The organism is Streptomyces sp. NBC_01216, from assembly GCF_035994945.1.
GTDB lineage: Bacteria > Actinomycetota > Actinomycetes > Streptomycetales > Streptomycetaceae > Streptomyces.
This window is the reverse complement of record NZ_CP108677.1, coordinates 2,855,012-2,871,145: the sequence shown is the minus strand read 5'-3', so window position 1 is coordinate 2,871,145 and position 16,134 is coordinate 2,855,012. Positions and strand designations below refer to the sequence as shown.

The 16,134-nt window shown below is 70.3% G+C and carries 20 protein-coding genes; 7 read left to right on the top strand and 13 right to left on the bottom strand.

The features are described from left to right. The 6 genes from OG393_RS12370 to OG393_RS12345 are packed head-to-tail and all read right to left on the bottom strand — an operon-like array spanning position 1 to position 6,496. Positions 1-1,107: a hypothetical protein gene (locus tag OG393_RS12370; protein WP_327374707.1), complete on the bottom strand. Its 1,107-nt coding sequence runs from the start codon at positions 1,105-1,107 to the stop codon at positions 1-3. 8 nt (positions 1,108-1,115) lie between these two features. After that, positions 1,116-2,321, bottom strand: a complete 1,206-nt coding sequence (locus OG393_RS12365; protein ID WP_327374706.1) for a hypothetical protein — start codon at positions 2,319-2,321, stop codon at positions 1,116-1,118. Positions 2,322-2,376: 55 nt separating this feature from the next. Next, positions 2,377-3,312 carry a phage tail protein gene (locus OG393_RS12360; RefSeq protein ID WP_327374705.1) on the bottom strand — a complete coding sequence of 312 codons (936 nt, stop codon included), beginning with the start codon at positions 3,310-3,312 and terminating at the stop codon, positions 2,377-2,379. 36 nt (positions 3,313-3,348) lie between these two features. Further along, positions 3,349-4,638, bottom strand: coding sequence for a tape-measure protein (locus OG393_RS12355; protein WP_327374704.1), 1,290 nt, complete (start codon positions 4,636-4,638; stop codon positions 3,349-3,351). Next, entirely contained in the window at positions 4,635-5,834 is a 1,200-nt protein-coding gene (locus tag OG393_RS12350; protein ID WP_327374703.1) for a phage tail protein, read from the bottom strand. Before OG393_RS12350 ends, OG393_RS12355 begins: the two co-directional genes overlap by 4 nt. A gap of 47 nt (positions 5,835-5,881) precedes the next feature. Further along, positions 5,882-6,496, bottom strand: coding sequence for a hypothetical protein (locus OG393_RS12345; protein ID WP_327374702.1), 615 nt, complete (start codon positions 6,494-6,496; stop codon positions 5,882-5,884). Positions 6,497-6,557: 61 nt separating this feature from the next. On the opposite strand from OG393_RS12345, the gene OG393_RS12340 reads away from it, so the two are divergent. Next, a complete protein-coding gene (locus tag OG393_RS12340; protein WP_327374701.1) occupies positions 6,558-6,941 on the top strand; it encodes a DUF3592 domain-containing protein in 384 nt (127 codons plus the stop codon). A 198-nt stretch (positions 6,942-7,139) separates the two neighbouring features. Here OG393_RS12340 and OG393_RS12335 read toward each other — a convergent pair whose 3' ends face one another. The 4 genes from OG393_RS12335 to OG393_RS12320 form a co-directional block, all read right to left on the bottom strand. Next, positions 7,140-7,484: a hypothetical protein gene (locus OG393_RS12335; protein WP_327374700.1), complete on the bottom strand. Its 345-nt coding sequence runs from the start codon at positions 7,482-7,484 to the stop codon at positions 7,140-7,142. Positions 7,485-7,549: 65 nt separating this feature from the next. Further along, a complete protein-coding gene (locus tag OG393_RS12330) occupies positions 7,550-7,840 on the bottom strand; it encodes a hypothetical protein (protein ID WP_327374699.1) in 291 nt (96 codons plus the stop codon). 92 nt (positions 7,841-7,932) lie between these two features. Continuing rightward, positions 7,933-8,529: a phage tail tube protein gene (locus tag OG393_RS12325; RefSeq protein WP_327374698.1), complete on the bottom strand. Its 597-nt coding sequence runs from the start codon at positions 8,527-8,529 to the stop codon at positions 7,933-7,935. A gap of 96 nt (positions 8,530-8,625) precedes the next feature. Next, on the bottom strand, positions 8,626-9,033 hold the full coding sequence (locus OG393_RS12320; RefSeq protein ID WP_327374697.1) for a hypothetical protein: 408 nt from the start codon (positions 9,031-9,033) through the stop codon (positions 8,626-8,628). Positions 9,034-9,278: 245 nt separating this feature from the next. Here OG393_RS12320 and OG393_RS12315 point away from each other — a divergent pair, with 245 nt between their 5' ends. Further along, positions 9,279-9,572, top strand: a complete 294-nt coding sequence (locus tag OG393_RS12315) for a hypothetical protein (protein WP_327374696.1) — start codon at positions 9,279-9,281, stop codon at positions 9,570-9,572. A 94-nt stretch (positions 9,573-9,666) separates the two neighbouring features. On the opposite strand, the gene OG393_RS12310 is transcribed toward OG393_RS12315, so the two are convergent. From OG393_RS12310 to OG393_RS12300, 3 genes are all read right to left on the bottom strand, one after another. Further along, complete coding sequence (locus OG393_RS12310) at positions 9,667-9,855, bottom strand: hypothetical protein (protein WP_327374695.1); 189 nt, start codon at positions 9,853-9,855, stop codon at positions 9,667-9,669. Beyond that, positions 9,852-10,568 carry a hypothetical protein gene (locus OG393_RS12305; RefSeq protein ID WP_327374694.1) on the bottom strand — a complete coding sequence of 239 codons (717 nt, stop codon included), beginning with the start codon at positions 10,566-10,568 and terminating at the stop codon, positions 9,852-9,854. The genes OG393_RS12310 and OG393_RS12305 overlap by 4 nt, the downstream gene beginning before the upstream one ends. Before the next feature lie 139 nt (positions 10,569-10,707). Then, positions 10,708-11,007 (bottom strand): WhiB family transcriptional regulator, encoded by a 300-nt coding sequence (locus tag OG393_RS12300; protein ID WP_327374693.1) that lies wholly within the window; start codon positions 11,005-11,007, stop codon positions 10,708-10,710. A gap of 185 nt (positions 11,008-11,192) precedes the next feature. Between OG393_RS12300 and OG393_RS12295 the strand changes: the two genes are divergently transcribed. The 5 genes from OG393_RS12295 to fusA all read left to right on the top strand — a co-directional run bounded on the left by OG393_RS12295 (position 11,193) and on the right by fusA (position 16,021). Next, positions 11,193-11,642, top strand: a complete 450-nt coding sequence (locus OG393_RS12295) for a helix-turn-helix domain-containing protein (protein ID WP_327374692.1) — start codon at positions 11,193-11,195, stop codon at positions 11,640-11,642. 245 nt (positions 11,643-11,887) lie between these two features. Next, on the top strand, positions 11,888-12,682 hold the full coding sequence (locus OG393_RS12290) for a hypothetical protein (protein WP_327374691.1): 795 nt from the start codon (positions 11,888-11,890) through the stop codon (positions 12,680-12,682). Between the two features lie 326 nt (positions 12,683-13,008). Then, complete coding sequence (gene rpsL / locus OG393_RS12285) at positions 13,009-13,380, top strand: 30S ribosomal protein S12 (RefSeq protein WP_003948652.1); 372 nt, start codon at positions 13,009-13,011, stop codon at positions 13,378-13,380. A 2-nt stretch (positions 13,381-13,382) separates the two neighbouring features. Continuing rightward, positions 13,383-13,853 carry a 30S ribosomal protein S7 gene (rpsG, locus tag OG393_RS12280; protein WP_003966970.1) on the top strand — a complete coding sequence of 157 codons (471 nt, stop codon included), beginning with the start codon at positions 13,383-13,385 and terminating at the stop codon, positions 13,851-13,853. Between the two features lie 38 nt (positions 13,854-13,891). Further along, positions 13,892-16,021 carry an elongation factor G gene (gene fusA / locus OG393_RS12275; RefSeq protein ID WP_327374690.1) on the top strand — a complete coding sequence of 710 codons (2,130 nt, stop codon included), beginning with the start codon at positions 13,892-13,894 and terminating at the stop codon, positions 16,019-16,021. Positions 16,022-16,134: the final 113 nt, after the last annotated feature.

Genomic DNA, 16,134 nt, shown 5'->3' with positions numbered 1-16,134 from the left:
CTACACCCCTTCCAGGTAGAGCGTGGCCGTCTCGGCCTTGGTGCGCTGCGGCGGGTTCACGGCGAGGCCGACGATCCGGTACGGACGGTCGAGTCCCTCCGGGTGCCACAGGTCGTGGATCCGCAGCCGGACGCGGGCCCCGAGCAGCGCCGGGGTGATCCGGCCGTCGAGCAGGACGGTGAGTTCCGGGATGGTCTCGGGCCGGTTCTGGCGGGACAGTTCGGCGCGGGCCAGGGAGCGCAGCGTGTCCCCGTCCCGCACGCCGCTGTGGTCGGAGGTCTGCTCCAGGCGGGGCCATCCGCCGGTCAGGTCGTCCGGTGTCTCCTCGCGCACGGTCAGCGGCCGGGACTCCTGCGCCTGGTCGGTGTTGGCCGACTCGCCGCGGGCCACCCAGACGTTGGCCTGCACCGTGGAATCGGCCGGCAGGCTGTAGGTGAGGACCTGTCCGGGGTGGTCGAGGACGATGTCGAAGTGGCCGGTCTGGATCCGGGGATGTCCCAGCTGGAGCCGCTTCACGCGGCGGCCCTGGGTGTCCCGGTAGCAGTGGACGCGCCATTCGAACCCGTCGGCCGGCTGGGCCAGCTTGTCGAGCAGCTCCCGCACCCGGCCCAGGGCCGAGTAGTCGTACGCGTAGTCCCGGGTGACGCCCGAGAGCTCGTGGCCGAGGCTGATGCCGATGTCACCGCCGGGCTGTTCCTGGGCGTGGGTGACGAGCGTCCTGGCGATGTCGAACTGGTCGGCGGCCGTGCCGGCCAGGTCGCCGGAGAGGATCCGGTGATCGAGGTACGAGTCGAAGGTGCCCGCCTGGAACTGGACCTTCAGCCGGCCCTGCTCGTCCGAGGCCGGAGTGCAGGTCCACAGCACTCCGCCCCACCAGATGTCGCCGTCCCGCTCCAGCCAGACGGCGGTACGGCCGGGCCGCAGGGCGTCCCGCGCCCGGACGGCCAGCCTGCCCTCCGGCAGGGGGACGGTCGCGGTGAGCGAGCCCGGCTTGCCGATGAAGTCGTCGAACTTGGCCTCCGTCAGCGGCAGCACGTCGAGCACCCGGTCGGTGCGCAGGTCGCAGAAGAGAGCCCGGTAGACCGGGGTCGTCGGGGAGTTGTTCACCGGCGTACTCACAGGACCGGGTCGACGCGGAGGTAGCGGTTGTCGAACCACGCCCGGCTGCTGGCCGCCGAGGTCAGGTAGGCGGAGACGGCGGTGTGCGTGGCGCCCGGCTCCAGCCCGCCGACGCGGAAGGTGTGGCAGACCGAGTGCGAGCCGCCCTTGTGCGCGGCCTGGGCGGCGCGGGTCTCGTCGGCGGCGAGCACCAGGGCGCCGTTCTTGCGGATGTTGGCGGACATCTTCGCCCACTCGCCGTCGGCCAGCGGGTAGCCCATGAAGCCGACCGTCACCAGGACCGCTCCCGAGACCGGCGCGGTGAACGTCGCGGTGATCGTGGGACCGGTCGTGTCGGTGACGGTCTCGACCCACGTGGTGGAGGTCGTGTACCCGCCGTCGCTGTGGAAGGCGTAGGCGCTCGCCGGGGCCGCCACGGCCGGGCGCCACACCGTGCCGTCCCAGCGCTGGAGGCGTCCGCCCTCGTCGCGGTACTGGCCCGCGTAGTCGCCCGCGGCCAGCGCGCCCTGCGGCGCGATGCCGCCGACCTGGCGCGGGTAGGAGACCCAGCGGCCGTCGTCCCAGCGCTGGAGCTGGGCCGAGGTGTCGCGGTACTGCCCCTTGTAGCCGCCCGGCACGTCGCGGTTCCACGCCTCGGCGAGGATGCCGCCGACGGCGACGGTGGAGTGGCGCAGGTCGTAGACGGCGGTCGGCCAGTCGATGCCACCGGTACCGACCGAGGCTCCCGCCGGCACGGTGACCTGGGCCAGCAGGAGCGCACCGTCGGGAAGGGCCGGCGGCTCCGGTACCGACGCCGGCGTGCCCTTGACGATCTCCAGCGTCGCCTCGGTGCGGGTGCCCTCGAACTGGGCGTCGTAGACCCGGACCACCACGAGGTCGACACGCGCGTTGAGCGGGTCGCCGTCCTCGAAGGTGACCGGGGTGTAGTCGGTCAGCACGACCGGGTAGGCCCCGGCCTGGGCGCCGCCCTGGACGACGGCGCGTCCCGGCGCGACGTTCGCCGTCATGCCCGTCGCCTCGCCGTACACGTACAGGCCCGACATGAGGTGCTCACCGTTCAGGGACCCGGGGATGACGCCGGAGGCCGTGGTGAGCGCCCCGCTCGGGGCGAGGGTCCCGGTGGGCGAGAGACGGGTGTCGGTGCGGGACTGGCCGGACTCGGTCTCGGTGCGGTTGATCAGCCATGCGCTGCGCACGGGCATGTGGTCCTCCTGGGAGATGACGTACGGGACGAGGGGATTCGGGGGCCGCGGCCGGTCACCAGTGGGCGTCACGCCACAGCACGGTCACCGAGGCGGCCGGGTCGGGCGTGGCGTCGTCCGACCGGAAGGCCAGCGCGGTGCTGCCCGGGGCGAAGAGGAACAGCTGCTCGGGCGAGGACGTGGAGGTCGCGGTGTAGAGCCGGGACGCGGAGCCGTTGAGGAGGACGGTGCCCGCCTCGGTGTCGACGGTCAGGACGTCCTGCGGGCCGAGCACGATGTCGTACTGGAGCTGCCGTCCGTCGGACAGCCGGGTCAGGGTCGGCCGGCGCAGCGGGCCCCGGAACTCGACGACCGGATGACTCGCCGCGGAGCCCGCGTTGACGGCGGTGAGCGAACCCGCGGAGCCGGTTCCGCCCCAGTCGAGCGGGAACTCCAGTCCGTTGGCCACGGCGCTTCCCCAGACGAGGCCGGGTTCGGTCCGAGGCAGGACGGTACGGCCCTGGCGCAGTTCGGCGCCGAAGCGGCGCGGGTCGGTCGCGGTCCACTGGAGGCTGGTCCTGGAGGTGCCGCCGTGGAGGTACGAGCGGTCCTGGGGGACGACTCGCCGGCTGACCCGCGCCCGCACGGCGAGCGTCTCGCCGTGCAGCCGGACCGCGAGCCACCGCTCGCCGCCCTCGGCTCCGGTGGCCGCCCGGAAGTCCGAAGTGACCTCGCGGGCCCGGGAGGCGTCCTCGGGGAGCAGCCAGACGGTCGCGCCGACCAGCCGCGGCTGCGCCCAGCGGGCACCGGGCCAGGAACCGTGCTGGTCGGGGCGGGGGATGTCGCCGGTGTCGAGGGCCGGCAGGTCGTCCCAGCCGGTGATACCCGTTCGGTCGACCGGGTAGGGCGTGCCGGGGCCCATCAGCAGTCCGGCCCACTGGATCTGCCCGTCGCGGGTGATCAGTGAGCCGGGTGCGGTCTCGCTTCGGTATGCGTTTGTGGTCTCGGCCATGACGGGCCGTCACCTCACTTCTGTCGGGGAACGCGTTCAGGCGGCGGCCGTCCGGTGGAGGAACAGCAGGTCCGTGGCGACGGTGAGCGGGCCGCGCCCCTCGCCCGGGTGGTACGAGTGCAGCCGGGCGCGCTCCCGGGTGGCCGTCCGTGGTCCTGGCTCCCGGTGCCCGCTCTCGGCCGGCCGCAGTCGCTCCAGGGAGGCCAGCGGGCGTACGGCTCCGGGACCGCCGCCGGGCGAGGGCTGGACGACGCCGCCCTCGGCGAGCTGCGGGATCTTCGAGAAGTGGACGCCGAACTTCTTGCCGAGGAATTCGAAGCTGAGGCTGTTGAGCCCGTCGATGACCCAGTTGGCGAAGGCGATCAGACCGCTCAGCGGTCCCTTGATCACGCCGACGAGGGCCTGCATGCCGGTCGTGACGAAGTCCCCGATGCCGTGCAGGGTGCGGGACATGGCGTCCTTGACCCGGGTGAACATGTCGGGGATCTTCTTCGTGATCCAGTCCAGGACGGGCTGGATCACCCGCTGGAAACCGCCCCACGCCGTGCGGATGATCCCGGTGACCGACCGGGTCGCGCCGGAGATCGCCGAGCGGGCCCCGGTGAACCCCTTGGAGAGGGCACCGCCGACGGCCTTGACCACGACGGTGACGACCGTCCGCACCGCGGTGAAGTAGACCGAGATCACCCGGGCGTACGCCTTGAGGACCGGGCCCAGGAAGGCCGCGATGACGCGGAAGGTCTTCAGGACCCGGTCGAAGACCTGCTTCATGATCTTCTGGCCGGCCTCGGAGTTCATGGCGAAGGTGATGATCGCGGCCACCAGCGGCACGATCAGGCCCAGGACGAAGCCGAGCGGGTTGGCCCGCATGGCGACGTTCACCGCCGTCATGGCGCCGGAGGCCACCGTCAGGGCGGTGCCGAACGGGCCCATCAGCTTGGTGAACCTGCCGGCGAAGCCGCCGAGCAGCCCGCCCAGCAGGCCGAACACACCGGCTCCCGAGGCCACCGACCCGAGCGAGGAGCCGGCGCCCCGGGCCTTCGCCCCGAAACCCTTGAGCCGGACCGAGGTGGTGCCGGCGGTGCGGCCCGCCTGGACCAGGGAGCGGGCGGAGGCGTCGGCGCGCGGCTTGATCCCCCGCACCGCGGTCGCCGCCGAGGAAGCACCGCCGCGGACTCCGTCGACGGACGAGGCGGCCCCGCGCAGACGGCGGACCAGGACGTCCAGGGACCGGTTGCTCTTCCGGAGGCCGCCGCGGAAACCTCGCAGCGCCGAGGCGACCCCCGCGAACGGGTCCATTCCGGGGGCGAGCGCCGCGGCACTCATCCGCGCGCCTTGGACAGGAACATCAGGGCCTGGGCGGTCTCCCGCAGGTCGCTGGAGGACGCCTCGTAGTAGTTCTCGATCTGGAATCCGGCGGTCGTTCCGGTGCCCGCGACGAGAGTCTCGGCCCGTGCGCGCCGTGCGGTGTGGCGCATCAGCCGGTCCAGCTTGGACAGCGGCAGCACGGCCTCGGCCTCACCGGCCTCGGCGACGATGGTGTGCACGCCGCCCCGGCGGGGCTGGACGACGCCGCCCTCGGCGAGCCGGGGGATGGTGGGCAGGTGGACGCCGAAGGTCTTGCCGCCGACCATCGGGACCCAGCCGGGGATCGAGACCTTGATGCCGTTGAGCTTGCGGATCGCGGAGTTGATCAGGTCGATGACGGCGTTGATCGGACCCCTGACGGCGCCCTTGATCTTGCCGAAGGCCCGGCCGGCGATGTCCTTGAGACCGCCCCAGACGCGGGAGAGCTTGTCCTTGACGGCGGTGAACGCCCTGGGGACGACGTTCCTGATCCAGTTGACGACCGGGGTGATGACCTTCTTGATGCCGTTCCAGACGCTGGAGACGACCTTCTTGACGGCCTTCATGACCGTAGTGATGATCTTCTTCCAGGCGTTGAAGTAGGTCGTGATGACCTTGGCGACGGCCTTGACGACGACCGTGATCGCCTTCTTGATCCCGTCCCAGACCTTCTTGATCAGCTTCCCGGCCTTCTTCATGATCGGGCCGACGGCCTTCATGACCGTGCCGATGACCTTCTTGATCGCGGTGAAGGCGACCTTGAGGACCTTCTGCATGGTCTTCGACCGGGTGGCCATCTCGACCACCTTCTCGATGAGCGGTGCGAAGAGCGAGAGCAGGGTGCCGATGATGTTGCCCTTCATCGACTTGTTCAGGCCCTTCATGCCCTTGGACGCCTTGTCGGCGCCGGACTTGAACTTCCCGACCTGGGTGCCGCTCTTCTGGCCGGTCTTGCCGGCCTTGGCCATGGAGCGCTCGGCCTTGTCCGCGGCGCGCTGCATCTTCTGCAGCTCGCGGGCGGAGCCGGAGGCCGAGGACTTGATCTTCTTGAGTTCGCGGTCGCCGGTTTTGGCGTTGCCCTGAAGGCCGTTGACTGCTCGGGCCGCCTGGTCGGCGTTCTGTTTGAAGCCCTTGAGGGATTGGGCGGCTCTACCGAGAGAGCTGGAGAGTGACATGTCCGTCCTTCGGTCTGCTGCTGACGGCGGGTTTCCTCATCGTCCTCTCAGCCCCCTGAGAGCAGCGCGGAGAGCCTGCCGATCTCCCGCTCCAGGCCGGCGAACTCCTGCGTGCGGATGTTGCGCATGGCGATGAAGTTCTCGCGCATCTGCCCGTGCGACTTGTTCGCCTTGCGTTGCAGCCGGGCGATGTCGGCGGCGACCCGCTCGGCGTCCGCCACGCGGTTGTCGATCTCCCCGCGCACGCGCTGACTCCGGCCCTCTCGGGACTCCAGCTCTCCCGCGACGGGGCGAGACGGCTCACCGGGCGTGAAATCGAAAAGCTCGGAGACCTGGTCGAGTTTCGCTTCGAATGGCTTCTTGACCAGTTCCAAGACGGGTTCGACGAGATACTTCTGGAAGTCGATGACCGTCTTTCCGGCGACCTTGAGGCCGTCCGGTGTGACGGACACGGCTTCCATATCCCACTTGAACCACTGATTGCTGAAGTAGACGTCCTGGGCCGCCTCGTTCCAGGACTCCGATCCCGGAGTCCACTTACCGAATAGTTCCTCGGCCGGCCCTTGTGATTTCGCCTCCAGCGCCTTCTTGAAATCCGAGAGGATGCTGCTCAGTTCTCCGCGGGTGACGGTCTGCCCTTCTATGCCTGGATCGTCGATCAACCTATACCTCCGGGTGCTACTATGTGTCGATTCTTACTCGTGGCGACTGGGGGTACGAGCAATGATTATTTTGTGGGGGGCGGTCGCTTTTCTGGGGGCGGCGGCGCTGTTCATCATCAACAGGCTTCTCTTTCGAGCCATCGCTCTTCGAATGCGATGGCGGCCGGCCGTGGGTACCTGTGTGCGGCATGAATGGGGAAAGCAGGGAGTCGTCACCGTGGGTGTCTTCGTGGACCCGGAGGGGGTGGAGCGCGAAGTGTCGAACATGGACCAGAAGACGGTGCTGGCGGCTGTAGGCGACGAGATCCCCGTCGCCTACAGCCCCCGAAACCCTGCCAACTGCGAATTCCTGCCCCTGTCGATAGGGAGGGTTTTCAGGTTCGCTTTCGGAGCCGTCGTGTTGAATCTGGGAGCCGTCGTGATCCTCGGCGCCTATGTATTCTGAGACGGCCATGGCATTCTTTCCGGCTCCCGGCCGGAAGGCGGTGGCCCTCCCCGTGTGCGGAAGTCGACGGCCGCGGTTCCAGGTGAAAGGACTCCGCGCCGGACGAAAGAATTCCCCGCCGGCTGAGTGAAATCCTCGCCGGCGTCGCGGGTGCGCGAGCCGCAAAGGAAGGCGATGATTCTCGGAATCCCGCACGGCTCACGCGAAGAAGCGCATCAGCTCCGCCCGGCTCGGGCCCTCGGGTTCCGGCTCCTCCGGAGTCGCCCCGCCCGCATCCGACGGGCGGTCGCCGTCACCCGGCCGCGGCACCGGGACCGGGGCCTCCGGCGGGTCGGAGTCCTCGTCCGTGTTGACGGAGGCGAACATCCAGTTCGCGGCGGCCAGGTGGTCCACGGCGGCGGCCAGCAGATAGTCGGTGACCGTCCACTGGGAGTCCTCGCCGTGCAGTTCGCGGCCCACGGCGCTGTCCTGTGGCATGTGCTTCACCAGCACCGCGAGCCGGCGGGAGGAGAGCCGGCCGCGGTGCCAGTCGAGCAGGTCCACGCCGTAGTGCCGCAGCAGGTCGGCTTCGAGGGCCTCGGCGTGTTCTTCGGCGAACGCGTCGAGGCTCAGCCTTCCCCCAGGCCCAGCCCCGTCTCCTTGCCGTACGCCTCGAGGATCGCGGCGATGTCCTGCATGGTGATGTCGTGGGTCTCGAAGCGACCGAACTGCTCCTCGCCCATCAGGAGCCTCAGCAGCCCGTCCACGTCGTTGTCGTCGAGCCCGCGCAGGCCCTTGGCCACGGAGCGGGAGAGTTCGGTGGGCAGCTGGAAGGTGTCGCCGTCGAGCTCGAAGGACCAGGAGCGGCCGAGCGCCTCCATGCGCTGGGCGCGGGCGGCGTTGACGTCGAAGGAAGCCATGGATGTGTTCTCCGTGTCTGAGGAGGAGCGGGGGAACGGGTGGTGCCGGGCGGGTGCCGGCCGCGCGGGGCCGGCACCCGCCCGCGAGGGTGTTACGCGGTGGTGTACGCCGCGTCCTTCATGACGAAGGTGGCGAGTGCCTGGCCCTCGCCCGGCGACAGGGCGGTGAAGGTGACTCCGAGCATCGCCGCGGCCTTGCGGGCGAGCTTGAGGTCGTCGGTCGCCGTCACCTGGCCGCGCGGGATGACGAAGCGGTAGGTGACCGCGGAGCCGTCGGTGAACTCCAGGCCCAGGGCCCGCTCGTCGAAGCTCGGGCCGTCCGGGACGTCGAACTCGTACACACCCGGGTTGGTGGCGTTGTCGTGGCGGAAGTCCGTCTTCTTGCCACCCAGGAAGAAGGGCAGGGTGTCCTCGTTGAACTGGAGCATCGAGAACTTCAGCGTCAGGTCGCGGTCCGCGTAGACGAACCGGGCCGGGCTGATCGACTGCCAGGTCTCCACCGGGTCGAGCTTGTCCTTCTTGGAGAAGGCCACGCCGTCGGTGGAGGTGTAGCCGAGGTCGACCCAGCCGCTGCCCCAGTCGGCGGCGGAGTCGCCGGTGAAGGCGGTCGGAAGGGCGGCGCCGACCTCGGCGACGAGGATGCGGCCGGTGCCGGCCACGCGGATCTCGGAGGCGTTGTTGCCTGCCATGGTTTCTCCTTGTGATGGGTGGTGCGGTGGGCTGCCGTGGGTACGGCAAAGGCCCCGTCGGGCGACGGGGCCTGGTCGGTGGGTACGCGCCCGGGGTCAGGCCGTACGGAGGGAGAGCCGCAGCACGCAGAGGTAGCGGTTGGCGGCGGTGTAGAGGTAGTCGGGAAGCCAGCGCGGGCCGTCGGCCTCGACGACGTCGGTGATCTGCGTCGCGCCGTACGCCGTGCCGGCCGCGGCCAGGAGTTCGGCGCGCGCCGCGTTGGCCAGCAGGTGTGCCGTCGCCTTGTCGGGGCCGTAGCACTCCAGCTCGATCAGCGGCTGGTCGAGATGGAGGTCGTCGATCCAGGCGCCTCCGCGGCGGGAGACGATCACCGCCTGCTGGGTGCCGTCGAAGCCCGCGGGCGGGGTGTCGTCGACGGTCGCGCTCGCCAGTTCGGCCCGGTCGGAGAGGAGGTCCACGACGATGGCCTCCACGTCCGGGAAGGTGCTCGGTGCTGAGCTCATGACGGGGCATCACTCCTGTTGCCGATGGGGGACAGGGAAAGCGGAACGGCGGAGCGGTGCCCTGGAGGGATGCGGGCACAGCTCCGCCGCTGCACCTATTGTGATTGAGATCGTGCGAGCGCGCAACCAGTTCGTGCGAGGTCGATCTTTAGGGGGAGGGGGTCGCGCGCGTGGCGAGTGGTCGCCCACCCGTACAGGGCGCTACCCTCAGAGATTCGAACATAAATTCGAAAGGCGGGGTGCGTGTGGTCGACGGAGGTGGCAGTGCGCAGGAGCGGCTTACCGAGGTGGTCGCGGCAGCCGTGGAAGTCGCCGCCGAGGCGGGGGAGCGCGGGAGCTACACGGGAGAGGTCGCGCGCACGCTCACGGCAGTGGTCGGCAAGGTCGGCGCCAGGATCGCCGTGGACGCGGAGATCCGCGGGTTCACGAGCGGGTGGCAGGAGGCTCTGCGGGCCGCGCCCGCGCAGACCGCGTGCGGTGGGGCGAGGGTGAGCGCCCAGGTCCTGCGGATGCGCCCCGAGGGGGATTCCGGGACATGAGCCCGGGACAGACGTGAGAGGTGGCCGCCCCCGATGCGGGGGCGGCCACCTCTTCCTGGTCCGTGGACCGGCCGGGGCCCGGTCCACGGACCCGCTACGGCCCGCGGCGCGCGGTCCGCTCGGCGGCGAACACGTCCTCGAGCCGGTAGAGCAGCGCGCGGCCCTGACGGCCGGCCGGGACCAGGTGCCCGAGCTGCACCCACTTGCGGATCGTGGCGGGGACGACCCCCGCCTCCTCGGCGGCCAGGGTCGCGTTGATCAGGGGGGCCGCGGCGGTGGTCATCGGCGCACCCCCTCGTCCGCGGTGTCCATGGACGCGGCGATCTCGGCACGGTCGGCGCCCGCCGCGGCCAGTCCCGCCCAGTCGGCCTCCCGCCAGACGTGCCGGTAGGCCGGATCGCTGTGGCAGTCGCACCGCTCGTCCTCGCAGCGGCACGCGGGGTTGACGCACAGCACCGCGCGGCGGGCGGGGAAAGCGCGCAGCGACACCGACGCGCACCACGGGCAACGCCCGCGTACCCGCACCATCGACTCGCTGTCCCCGAGTGCGCGGGCGCAACGACGGGCCATCCGGCGCGACTCGTCGCGGACGTGTGCGACGAGCGTGGGGTGGTCCGCCGCCCTGTCGAGCAGCGCGAGGACCCGTGCGAGGCGCTGCGGCACCCGCGCGTGGCGGGGCCTGCCCAGCCCGAGCTTGTCGTGGACGGCCTCGTCCAGCTCGACGACCCCGTCGGTGATGTCCCGGAGGGCGTCGGAGACGTACAGCCGCAGCGGGGCGGCGGAGTGACCGGGCACGGCCAGCCCGTGCCGTTGTTCCATGAGCAGCGCCTCCCGGCGCTCCCGGCGCAGCTCCTCGGCCTCACCCGCCGTCGGCCGCCGCTCCGCGAAGCCGTTCGACGGGCCGCTCCGGCCCGGGGCGAGCTCGGACAGCAGCTCGGGGAACTGCCGCAGCAGCGCCTCGATCCAGAGGGCGGCGTCCTGAGAGGGCGTGGTCATGAAGCCTCCAGCCAGTGCGGTGAACAAGGGACAACCGGGGCGCCCGGGTGGTCCGGACGTGCGCACTCCGAGCGGCGTACGCGTGACGTCATCGGCGGATCGGCGCGGTGGCGTAGAGGGACTACGCGTCGCGCAGCGGTCACGCCTGGTGCCCGGTGCGTTCGGACTGTTCGCTAGCGCGCGAGCGTGCAACGTCCTTGCGGCGGGCGCGGACCGGTCGGCCGTTGCGCCAGAGGCGTCCGGCGGAGACCCCGTCGAAGTAGCTGTCCGCGGGTGCCACCACCTCCTCGCAGCGGCGGGCCACCGGGCATCGGCCGCACGCCGTCAGTGCAGGTCGGGCCTCATCCTCGCGCCGGGCGAACACGATCAGGGGAGAGAGCCCCACGCAGGCGGCGGCGGCGCGCCAGTCGTCGGTCTCCGGCGCTTCGGGCGGGTGCATCAGGCGGTCTCCGGGGTCGGAATGGATGTTGCGAACCCGCACACTGACATGTTGCGCTCGCGCTCGCAACTTCTTTGATCGGGCACCCTTCGCCAAATCGACACCGTGCGCGCGCAGGAGCACGTAATTCCGTGCGCGCAAGCGCGATATTCTGGGGTCCGCTTCGGAGGGAGGCGACATCACCCATGACCGCCACTGACCTGGACCAGTTCGCCGCCTGGATCGAAGAGCTCATCCGTCGCCGCGGCTTCGACATCGACAGCCCGCGCGGCGGGGGCAAGTCCCGGCTCGCCGACGAGGCGGGCGTCCACCGCGCCGCGATCACCCGCCTGCTCCAGCGGCAGTCCATGCCGGACCTGGAGACCACCCGGCGCCTCGCGCACGTCCTCGACGTGTCGGTGCGGGAGATGCTCATCCGTTCCGGCCGGCTCACCGAGGAGGACCTGCCGCTCCCGCAGGCCCCGTCGCCGGGGGTGGGGCCGGCGACGTCCGGCACGCGCAGGCTCACGCTCGAGGAGGCCGCCGAAGGTCTCGGCATCGCCGCCGACCAGCGTGAGATGTTCATCAGGGTGGCGGGGCAGTTCCTGCCGTCCACGTCCACGCCCGCCCGGCGGGTCCCGCTCGCCCAGGACTGAGGGCCTGCCGGGCGGCCCTCGACCGACAGCCTCTGAGGCACGACCCCGTGCCCGGAGGGCCCCAGTAAGCTGTCACGGCCTGTCCCCCCATGCTGACGCAGGCAGTACGCCCCGCACGAACGCGCACGACACGTGTCACGACGGGCGAAGTCGCGGCGTGCCCGGGTCCGGACGCGCCGCCGGGGGCGCTCCGACGGGGGGGCGGGATGGGCGGCGAAGCGATGGGACGCGAGCGAGAGACACGTATGCAGGAGGAAGACCGCTCCTCCGGCACCGGGGGCGGTGGCGTCGGGTCAGGCCCGACGGTCGGCGGCGAGGGGCCGCCGGACCCGGGGGGTGAGCGAGCGGCCGGTGAGGCGCCGCCAGGGGCCGCGGGCGAGGGTGGCGCGCAGCACGCCGACGACCTCCCCGCGCCGGCCGCCGACGACCCCGAGGCGGCGGGACGTCCGGACGACCTCCCGGCACTGCTCTCCGCGCTCGGCCGTCTGCTGGAGGAGCACGCCCCCGGGGACGTGGCCGTCCTGCTGCGCGCGGAGATCGAGCGCCGCGAGATCCGGGCCTACGCCCTGGGCTGGCGCGAGGCGGCCGCCGAGTACGAATCGGCCCTGGAGGAGGTCCGGCGCGCCCGCGCCCGTCCCCTCCGGGTGGTGGACCGCACCCCGGGGCAGGCCGCTGTGATCCCCTTCCCGCGAGACCGCGTGGAAGCGGCCGGCGTGCCGGGAGCGGGCATGACGTCGGACGCGGGCCGGGCACCGGCCGCGGGCCGCGGGACGGCCGACGACGCCTCGGGCGGGGCCGGGGAACCGGTGCCCCTGGGCGGTCACCGCGGCGGGCGGGCCGGGTGGACGGGGCCGCACGACGGTCCGGGCCCGGGTGAAGGCCGGGCTCCGGCCCCGGGCGCCGTCCCCGCGCCCCCCGCCGCGGCGCCCGGGAACCGGCCCGGTCTGGTGCCCAAGCGCCGCACGTCGAAGGTCCCGACCATTCCCCGGATCCCCTCGCCGCGCGCACGGCGCCCGGCACCTGGGCGTGAACCGCCCTGAAGGCTGTCGGCCGGACCGCCCCCGGAGCGGCGCCGCACCCCCCGCTCCGGGCGTTCCCCGAGGTCGTCAGCGCGCGGAGGGTGATCGTGCGCGTGGGCATTTGTTTTGACCGGAGTCCATGCGATAGGTACGCTCAGACCTTGTGCCTGGGGTGTGCCTGGGCTCGTGTGCGTGTCCTCAACCGCACGGCGAGTCCGAGAACGGCCACCGCGATCTGCGCCCTTTCCGCCCCGGCGGGAGTCCGCAGTATTCGACACACCCGACCGCGTGGGTCGGCGAATGTTCCAGGTTAGTTTCACCGACGGCACACAGAAACCGGAGAAGTAGTGCCTACGATCCAGCAGCTGGTCCGTAAGGGCCGGCAGGACAAGGTCGAGAAGAACAAGACGCCCGCACTCGAGGGTTCCCCTCAGCGTCGTGGCGTCTGCACGCGTGTGTTCACGACCACCCCGAAGAAGCCGAACTCGGCCCTCCGTAAGGTCGCGCGTGTGCGTCTGACCTCGGGCATCGAGGTCACGGCCTACATCCCGGGTGAGGGCCACAACCTGCAGGAGCACTCCATCGTGCTCGTGCGCGGTGGCCGTGTGAAGGACCTGCCGGGTGTTCGCTACAAGATCATCCGTGGTTCCCTCGACACGCAGGGCGTCAAGAACCGTAAGCAGGCTCGCAGCCGCTACGGCGCCAAGAAGGAGAAGTAAGAATGCCTCGTAAGGGCCCCGCCCCGAAGCGCCCGGTCATCATCGACCCGGTCTACAGCTCTCCTCTTGTCACCTCGCTGATCAACAAGATCCTGCTGGACGGCAAGCGCTCCACCGCCGAGCGCATCGTCTACGGCGCCATGGAGGGCCTCCGCGAGAAGACCGGCAACGACCCGGTCATCACGCTGAAGCGCGCTCTCGAGAACGTGAAGCCGTCCCTCGAGGTCAAGTCCCGCCGTGTCGGTGGCGCCACCTACCAGGTGCCGATCGAGGTCAAGCCCGGTCGCGCCTCCACGCTCGCGCTCCGCTGGCTCGTGGGCTACTCCCGCGCCCGTCGCGAGAAGACCATGACCGAGCGCCTCATGAACGAGCTCCTCGACGCCTCCAACGGCCTCGGCGCTTCGGTCAAGAAGCGCGAGGACACGCACAAGATGGCCGAGTCCAACAAGGCCTTCGCGCACTACCGCTGGTAGTCGCTACCCACATCGAGACCGAGAGAAGATTGAGCCTTATGGCCACCACTTCGCTTGACCTGGCCAAGGTCCGCAACATCGGGATCATGGCCCACATCGACGCGGGCAAGACGACGACCACCGAGCGCATCCTGTTCTACACCGGTGTGAGCTACAAGATCGGTGAGGTCCACGACGGCGCTGCCACGATGGACTGGATGGAGCAGGAGCAGGAGCGCGGCATCACGATCACGTCCGCCGCGACGACCTGTCACTGGCCGCTCGAGGACGTCGATCACACCATCAACATCATCGACACCCCGGGGCACGTCGACTTCACGGTCGAGGTGGAGCGTTCGCTCCGCGTCCTCGACGGTGCCGTCACGGTGTTCGACGGTGTCGCCGGTGTTGAGCCGCAGTCCGAGACCGTCTGGCGTCAGGCGGACCGCTACGGCGTCCCGCGTATCTGCTTCGTCAACAAGCTCGACCGCACCGGTGCCGAGTTCCACCGCTGTGTCGACATGATCGTGGACCGCCTCGGCGCCGTCCCGATCGTCATGCAGCTGCCGATCGGCGCCGAGGCCGACTTCCAGGGTGTCGTCGACCTCGTCACCATGAAGGCCCTGGTCTGGTCCGCGGAAGCGACCAAGGGCGAGATGTACGACGTCGTCGACATCCCGGCCACGCACACCGAGACCGCCGAAGAGTGGCGCGGCAAGCTGGTCGAGACCGTCGCCGAGAACGACGAAGAGATCATGGAGCTCTTCCTCGAGGGCGAGGAGCCCACCGAGGAGCAGCTGTACGCCGCGATCCGTCGTATCACCATCGCCTCCGGCAAGGGTGGCGGCGAGAAGACGATCACCCCCGTCTTCTGCGGCACCGCGTTCAAGAACAAGGGCGTCCAGCCCCTGCTCGACGCCGTCGTGCGCTACCTCCCCTCGCCCCTGGACGTCGAGGCCATCGAGGGCCACGACGTCAAGGACGCGGAGCTGGTCGTCAAGCGCAAGCCGACCGACGAGGAGCCGCTGTCGGCCCTCGCGTTCAAGATCGCGAGCGACCCGCACCTCGGCAAGCTCACCTTCGTCCGGATCTACTCCGGTCGCCTGGAGGCCGGCACCGCGGTGCTGAACTCCGTCAAGGGCAAGAAGGAGCGCATCGGCAAGATCTACCGCATGCACGCGAACAAGCGTGAGGAGATCGCCTCGGTGGGCGCCGGCGACATCGTCGCCGTCATGGGCCTCAAGCAGACCACCACCGGTGAGACGCTGTGCGACGACAAGAACCCGGTCATCCTGGAGTCCATGGACTTCCCGGCGCCGGTGATCCAGGTCGCCATCGAGCCCAAGTCCAAGGGTGACCAGGAGAAGCTGGGTGTCGCCATCCAGCGTCTCGCGGAGGAGGACCCCTCCTTCCAGGTTCACTCGGACGAGGAGACCGGCCAGACCATCATCGGTGGTATGGGCGAGCTTCACCTCGACATCCTCGTCGACCGCATGCGTCGCGAGTTCAAGGTCGAGGCGAACGTCGGCAAGCCGCAGGTCGCGTACCGTGAGACGATCCGCAAGGCCGTCGAGCGCGTGGACTTCACCCACAAGAAGCAGACCGGTGGTACCGGTCAGTTCGCCAAGGTGCAGATCGCGATCGAGCCCATCGAGGGCGGCGACGCCTCGTACGAGTTCGTGAACAAGGTCACCGGTGGCCGCATCCCGAAGGAGTACATCCCTTCGGTCGACGCGGGTGCGCAGGAGGCCATGCAGTTCGGCATCCTGGCCGGCTACGAGATGACCGGCGTCCGCGTCATCCTTCTCGACGGTGCCTACCACGAGGTCGACTCCTCCGAGCTCGCGTTCAAGATCGCCGGTTCGCAGGCCTTCAAGGAGGCCGCGCGCAAGGCATCCCCTGTCATCCTTGAGCCCATGATGGCCGTCGAGGTCGTCACGCCCGAGGACTACATGGGTGAGGTCATCGGCGACATCAACTCCCGCCGTGGTCAGATCCAGGCCATGGAGGAGCGCAGCGGCGCTCGCGTCGTGAAGGGCCTCGTGCCCCTTTCGGAGATGTTCGGCTACGTCGGAGACCTCCGCAGCAAGACCTCGGGTCGCGCAAGCTACTCGATGCAGTTCGACTCCTACGCCGAGGTTCCGCGGAACGTCGCCGAGGAGATCATCGCGAAGGCCAAGGGCGAGTAGCTCTCCCGAGTTCACGCTTTAGGCTTGACACCAGTCGCCGGGGCTCAGCCCCGAAACCCGAGGACCGGGCCCCGGCGGATGGCATCCCAGCAAAGATCACCTGGCGCCGATGA

What these genes read in the sequence shown, in the direction of transcription:
- OG393_RS12350 (WP_327374703.1), bottom strand. Translation starts at nt 5,834, where the DNA reads ATGTCACTCTCCAGCTCTCTCGGTAGAGCCGCCCAATCCCTCAAGGGC.
- OG393_RS12300 (WP_327374693.1), bottom strand. Translation starts at nt 11,007, where the DNA reads ATGCACCCGCCCGAAGCGCCGGAGACCGACGACTGGCGCGCCGCCGCC.
- rpsG (WP_003966970.1), top strand. Translation starts at nt 13,383, where the DNA reads ATGCCTCGTAAGGGCCCCGCCCCGAAGCGCCCGGTCATCATCGACCCG.
- OG393_RS12305 (WP_327374694.1), bottom strand. Translation starts at nt 10,568, where the DNA reads ATGACCACGCCCTCTCAGGACGCCGCCCTCTGGATCGAGGCGCTGCTG.
- OG393_RS12360 (WP_327374705.1), bottom strand. Translation starts at nt 3,312, where the DNA reads ATGGCCGAGACCACAAACGCATACCGAAGCGAGACCGCACCCGGCTCA.
- OG393_RS12290 (WP_327374691.1), top strand. Translation starts at nt 11,888, where the DNA reads ATGCAGGAGGAAGACCGCTCCTCCGGCACCGGGGGCGGTGGCGTCGGG.
- OG393_RS12325 (WP_327374698.1), bottom strand. Translation starts at nt 8,529, where the DNA reads ATGGCAGGCAACAACGCCTCCGAGATCCGCGTGGCCGGCACCGGCCGC.
- OG393_RS12295 (WP_327374692.1), top strand. Translation starts at nt 11,193, where the DNA reads ATGACCGCCACTGACCTGGACCAGTTCGCCGCCTGGATCGAAGAGCTC.
- OG393_RS12330 (WP_327374699.1), bottom strand. Translation starts at nt 7,840, where the DNA reads ATGGCTTCCTTCGACGTCAACGCCGCCCGCGCCCAGCGCATGGAGGCG.
- fusA (WP_327374690.1), top strand. Translation starts at nt 13,892, where the DNA reads ATGGCCACCACTTCGCTTGACCTGGCCAAGGTCCGCAACATCGGGATC.
- OG393_RS12365 (WP_327374706.1), bottom strand. Translation starts at nt 2,321, where the DNA reads ATGCCCGTGCGCAGCGCATGGCTGATCAACCGCACCGAGACCGAGTCC.
- OG393_RS12320 (WP_327374697.1), bottom strand. Translation starts at nt 9,033, where the DNA reads ATGAGCTCAGCACCGAGCACCTTCCCGGACGTGGAGGCCATCGTCGTG.
- OG393_RS12310 (WP_327374695.1), bottom strand. Translation starts at nt 9,855, where the DNA reads ATGACCACCGCCGCGGCCCCCCTGATCAACGCGACCCTGGCCGCCGAG.
- OG393_RS12340 (WP_327374701.1), top strand. Translation starts at nt 6,558, where the DNA reads ATGATTATTTTGTGGGGGGCGGTCGCTTTTCTGGGGGCGGCGGCGCTG.
- OG393_RS12355 (WP_327374704.1), bottom strand. Translation starts at nt 4,638, where the DNA reads ATGAGTGCCGCGGCGCTCGCCCCCGGAATGGACCCGTTCGCGGGGGTC.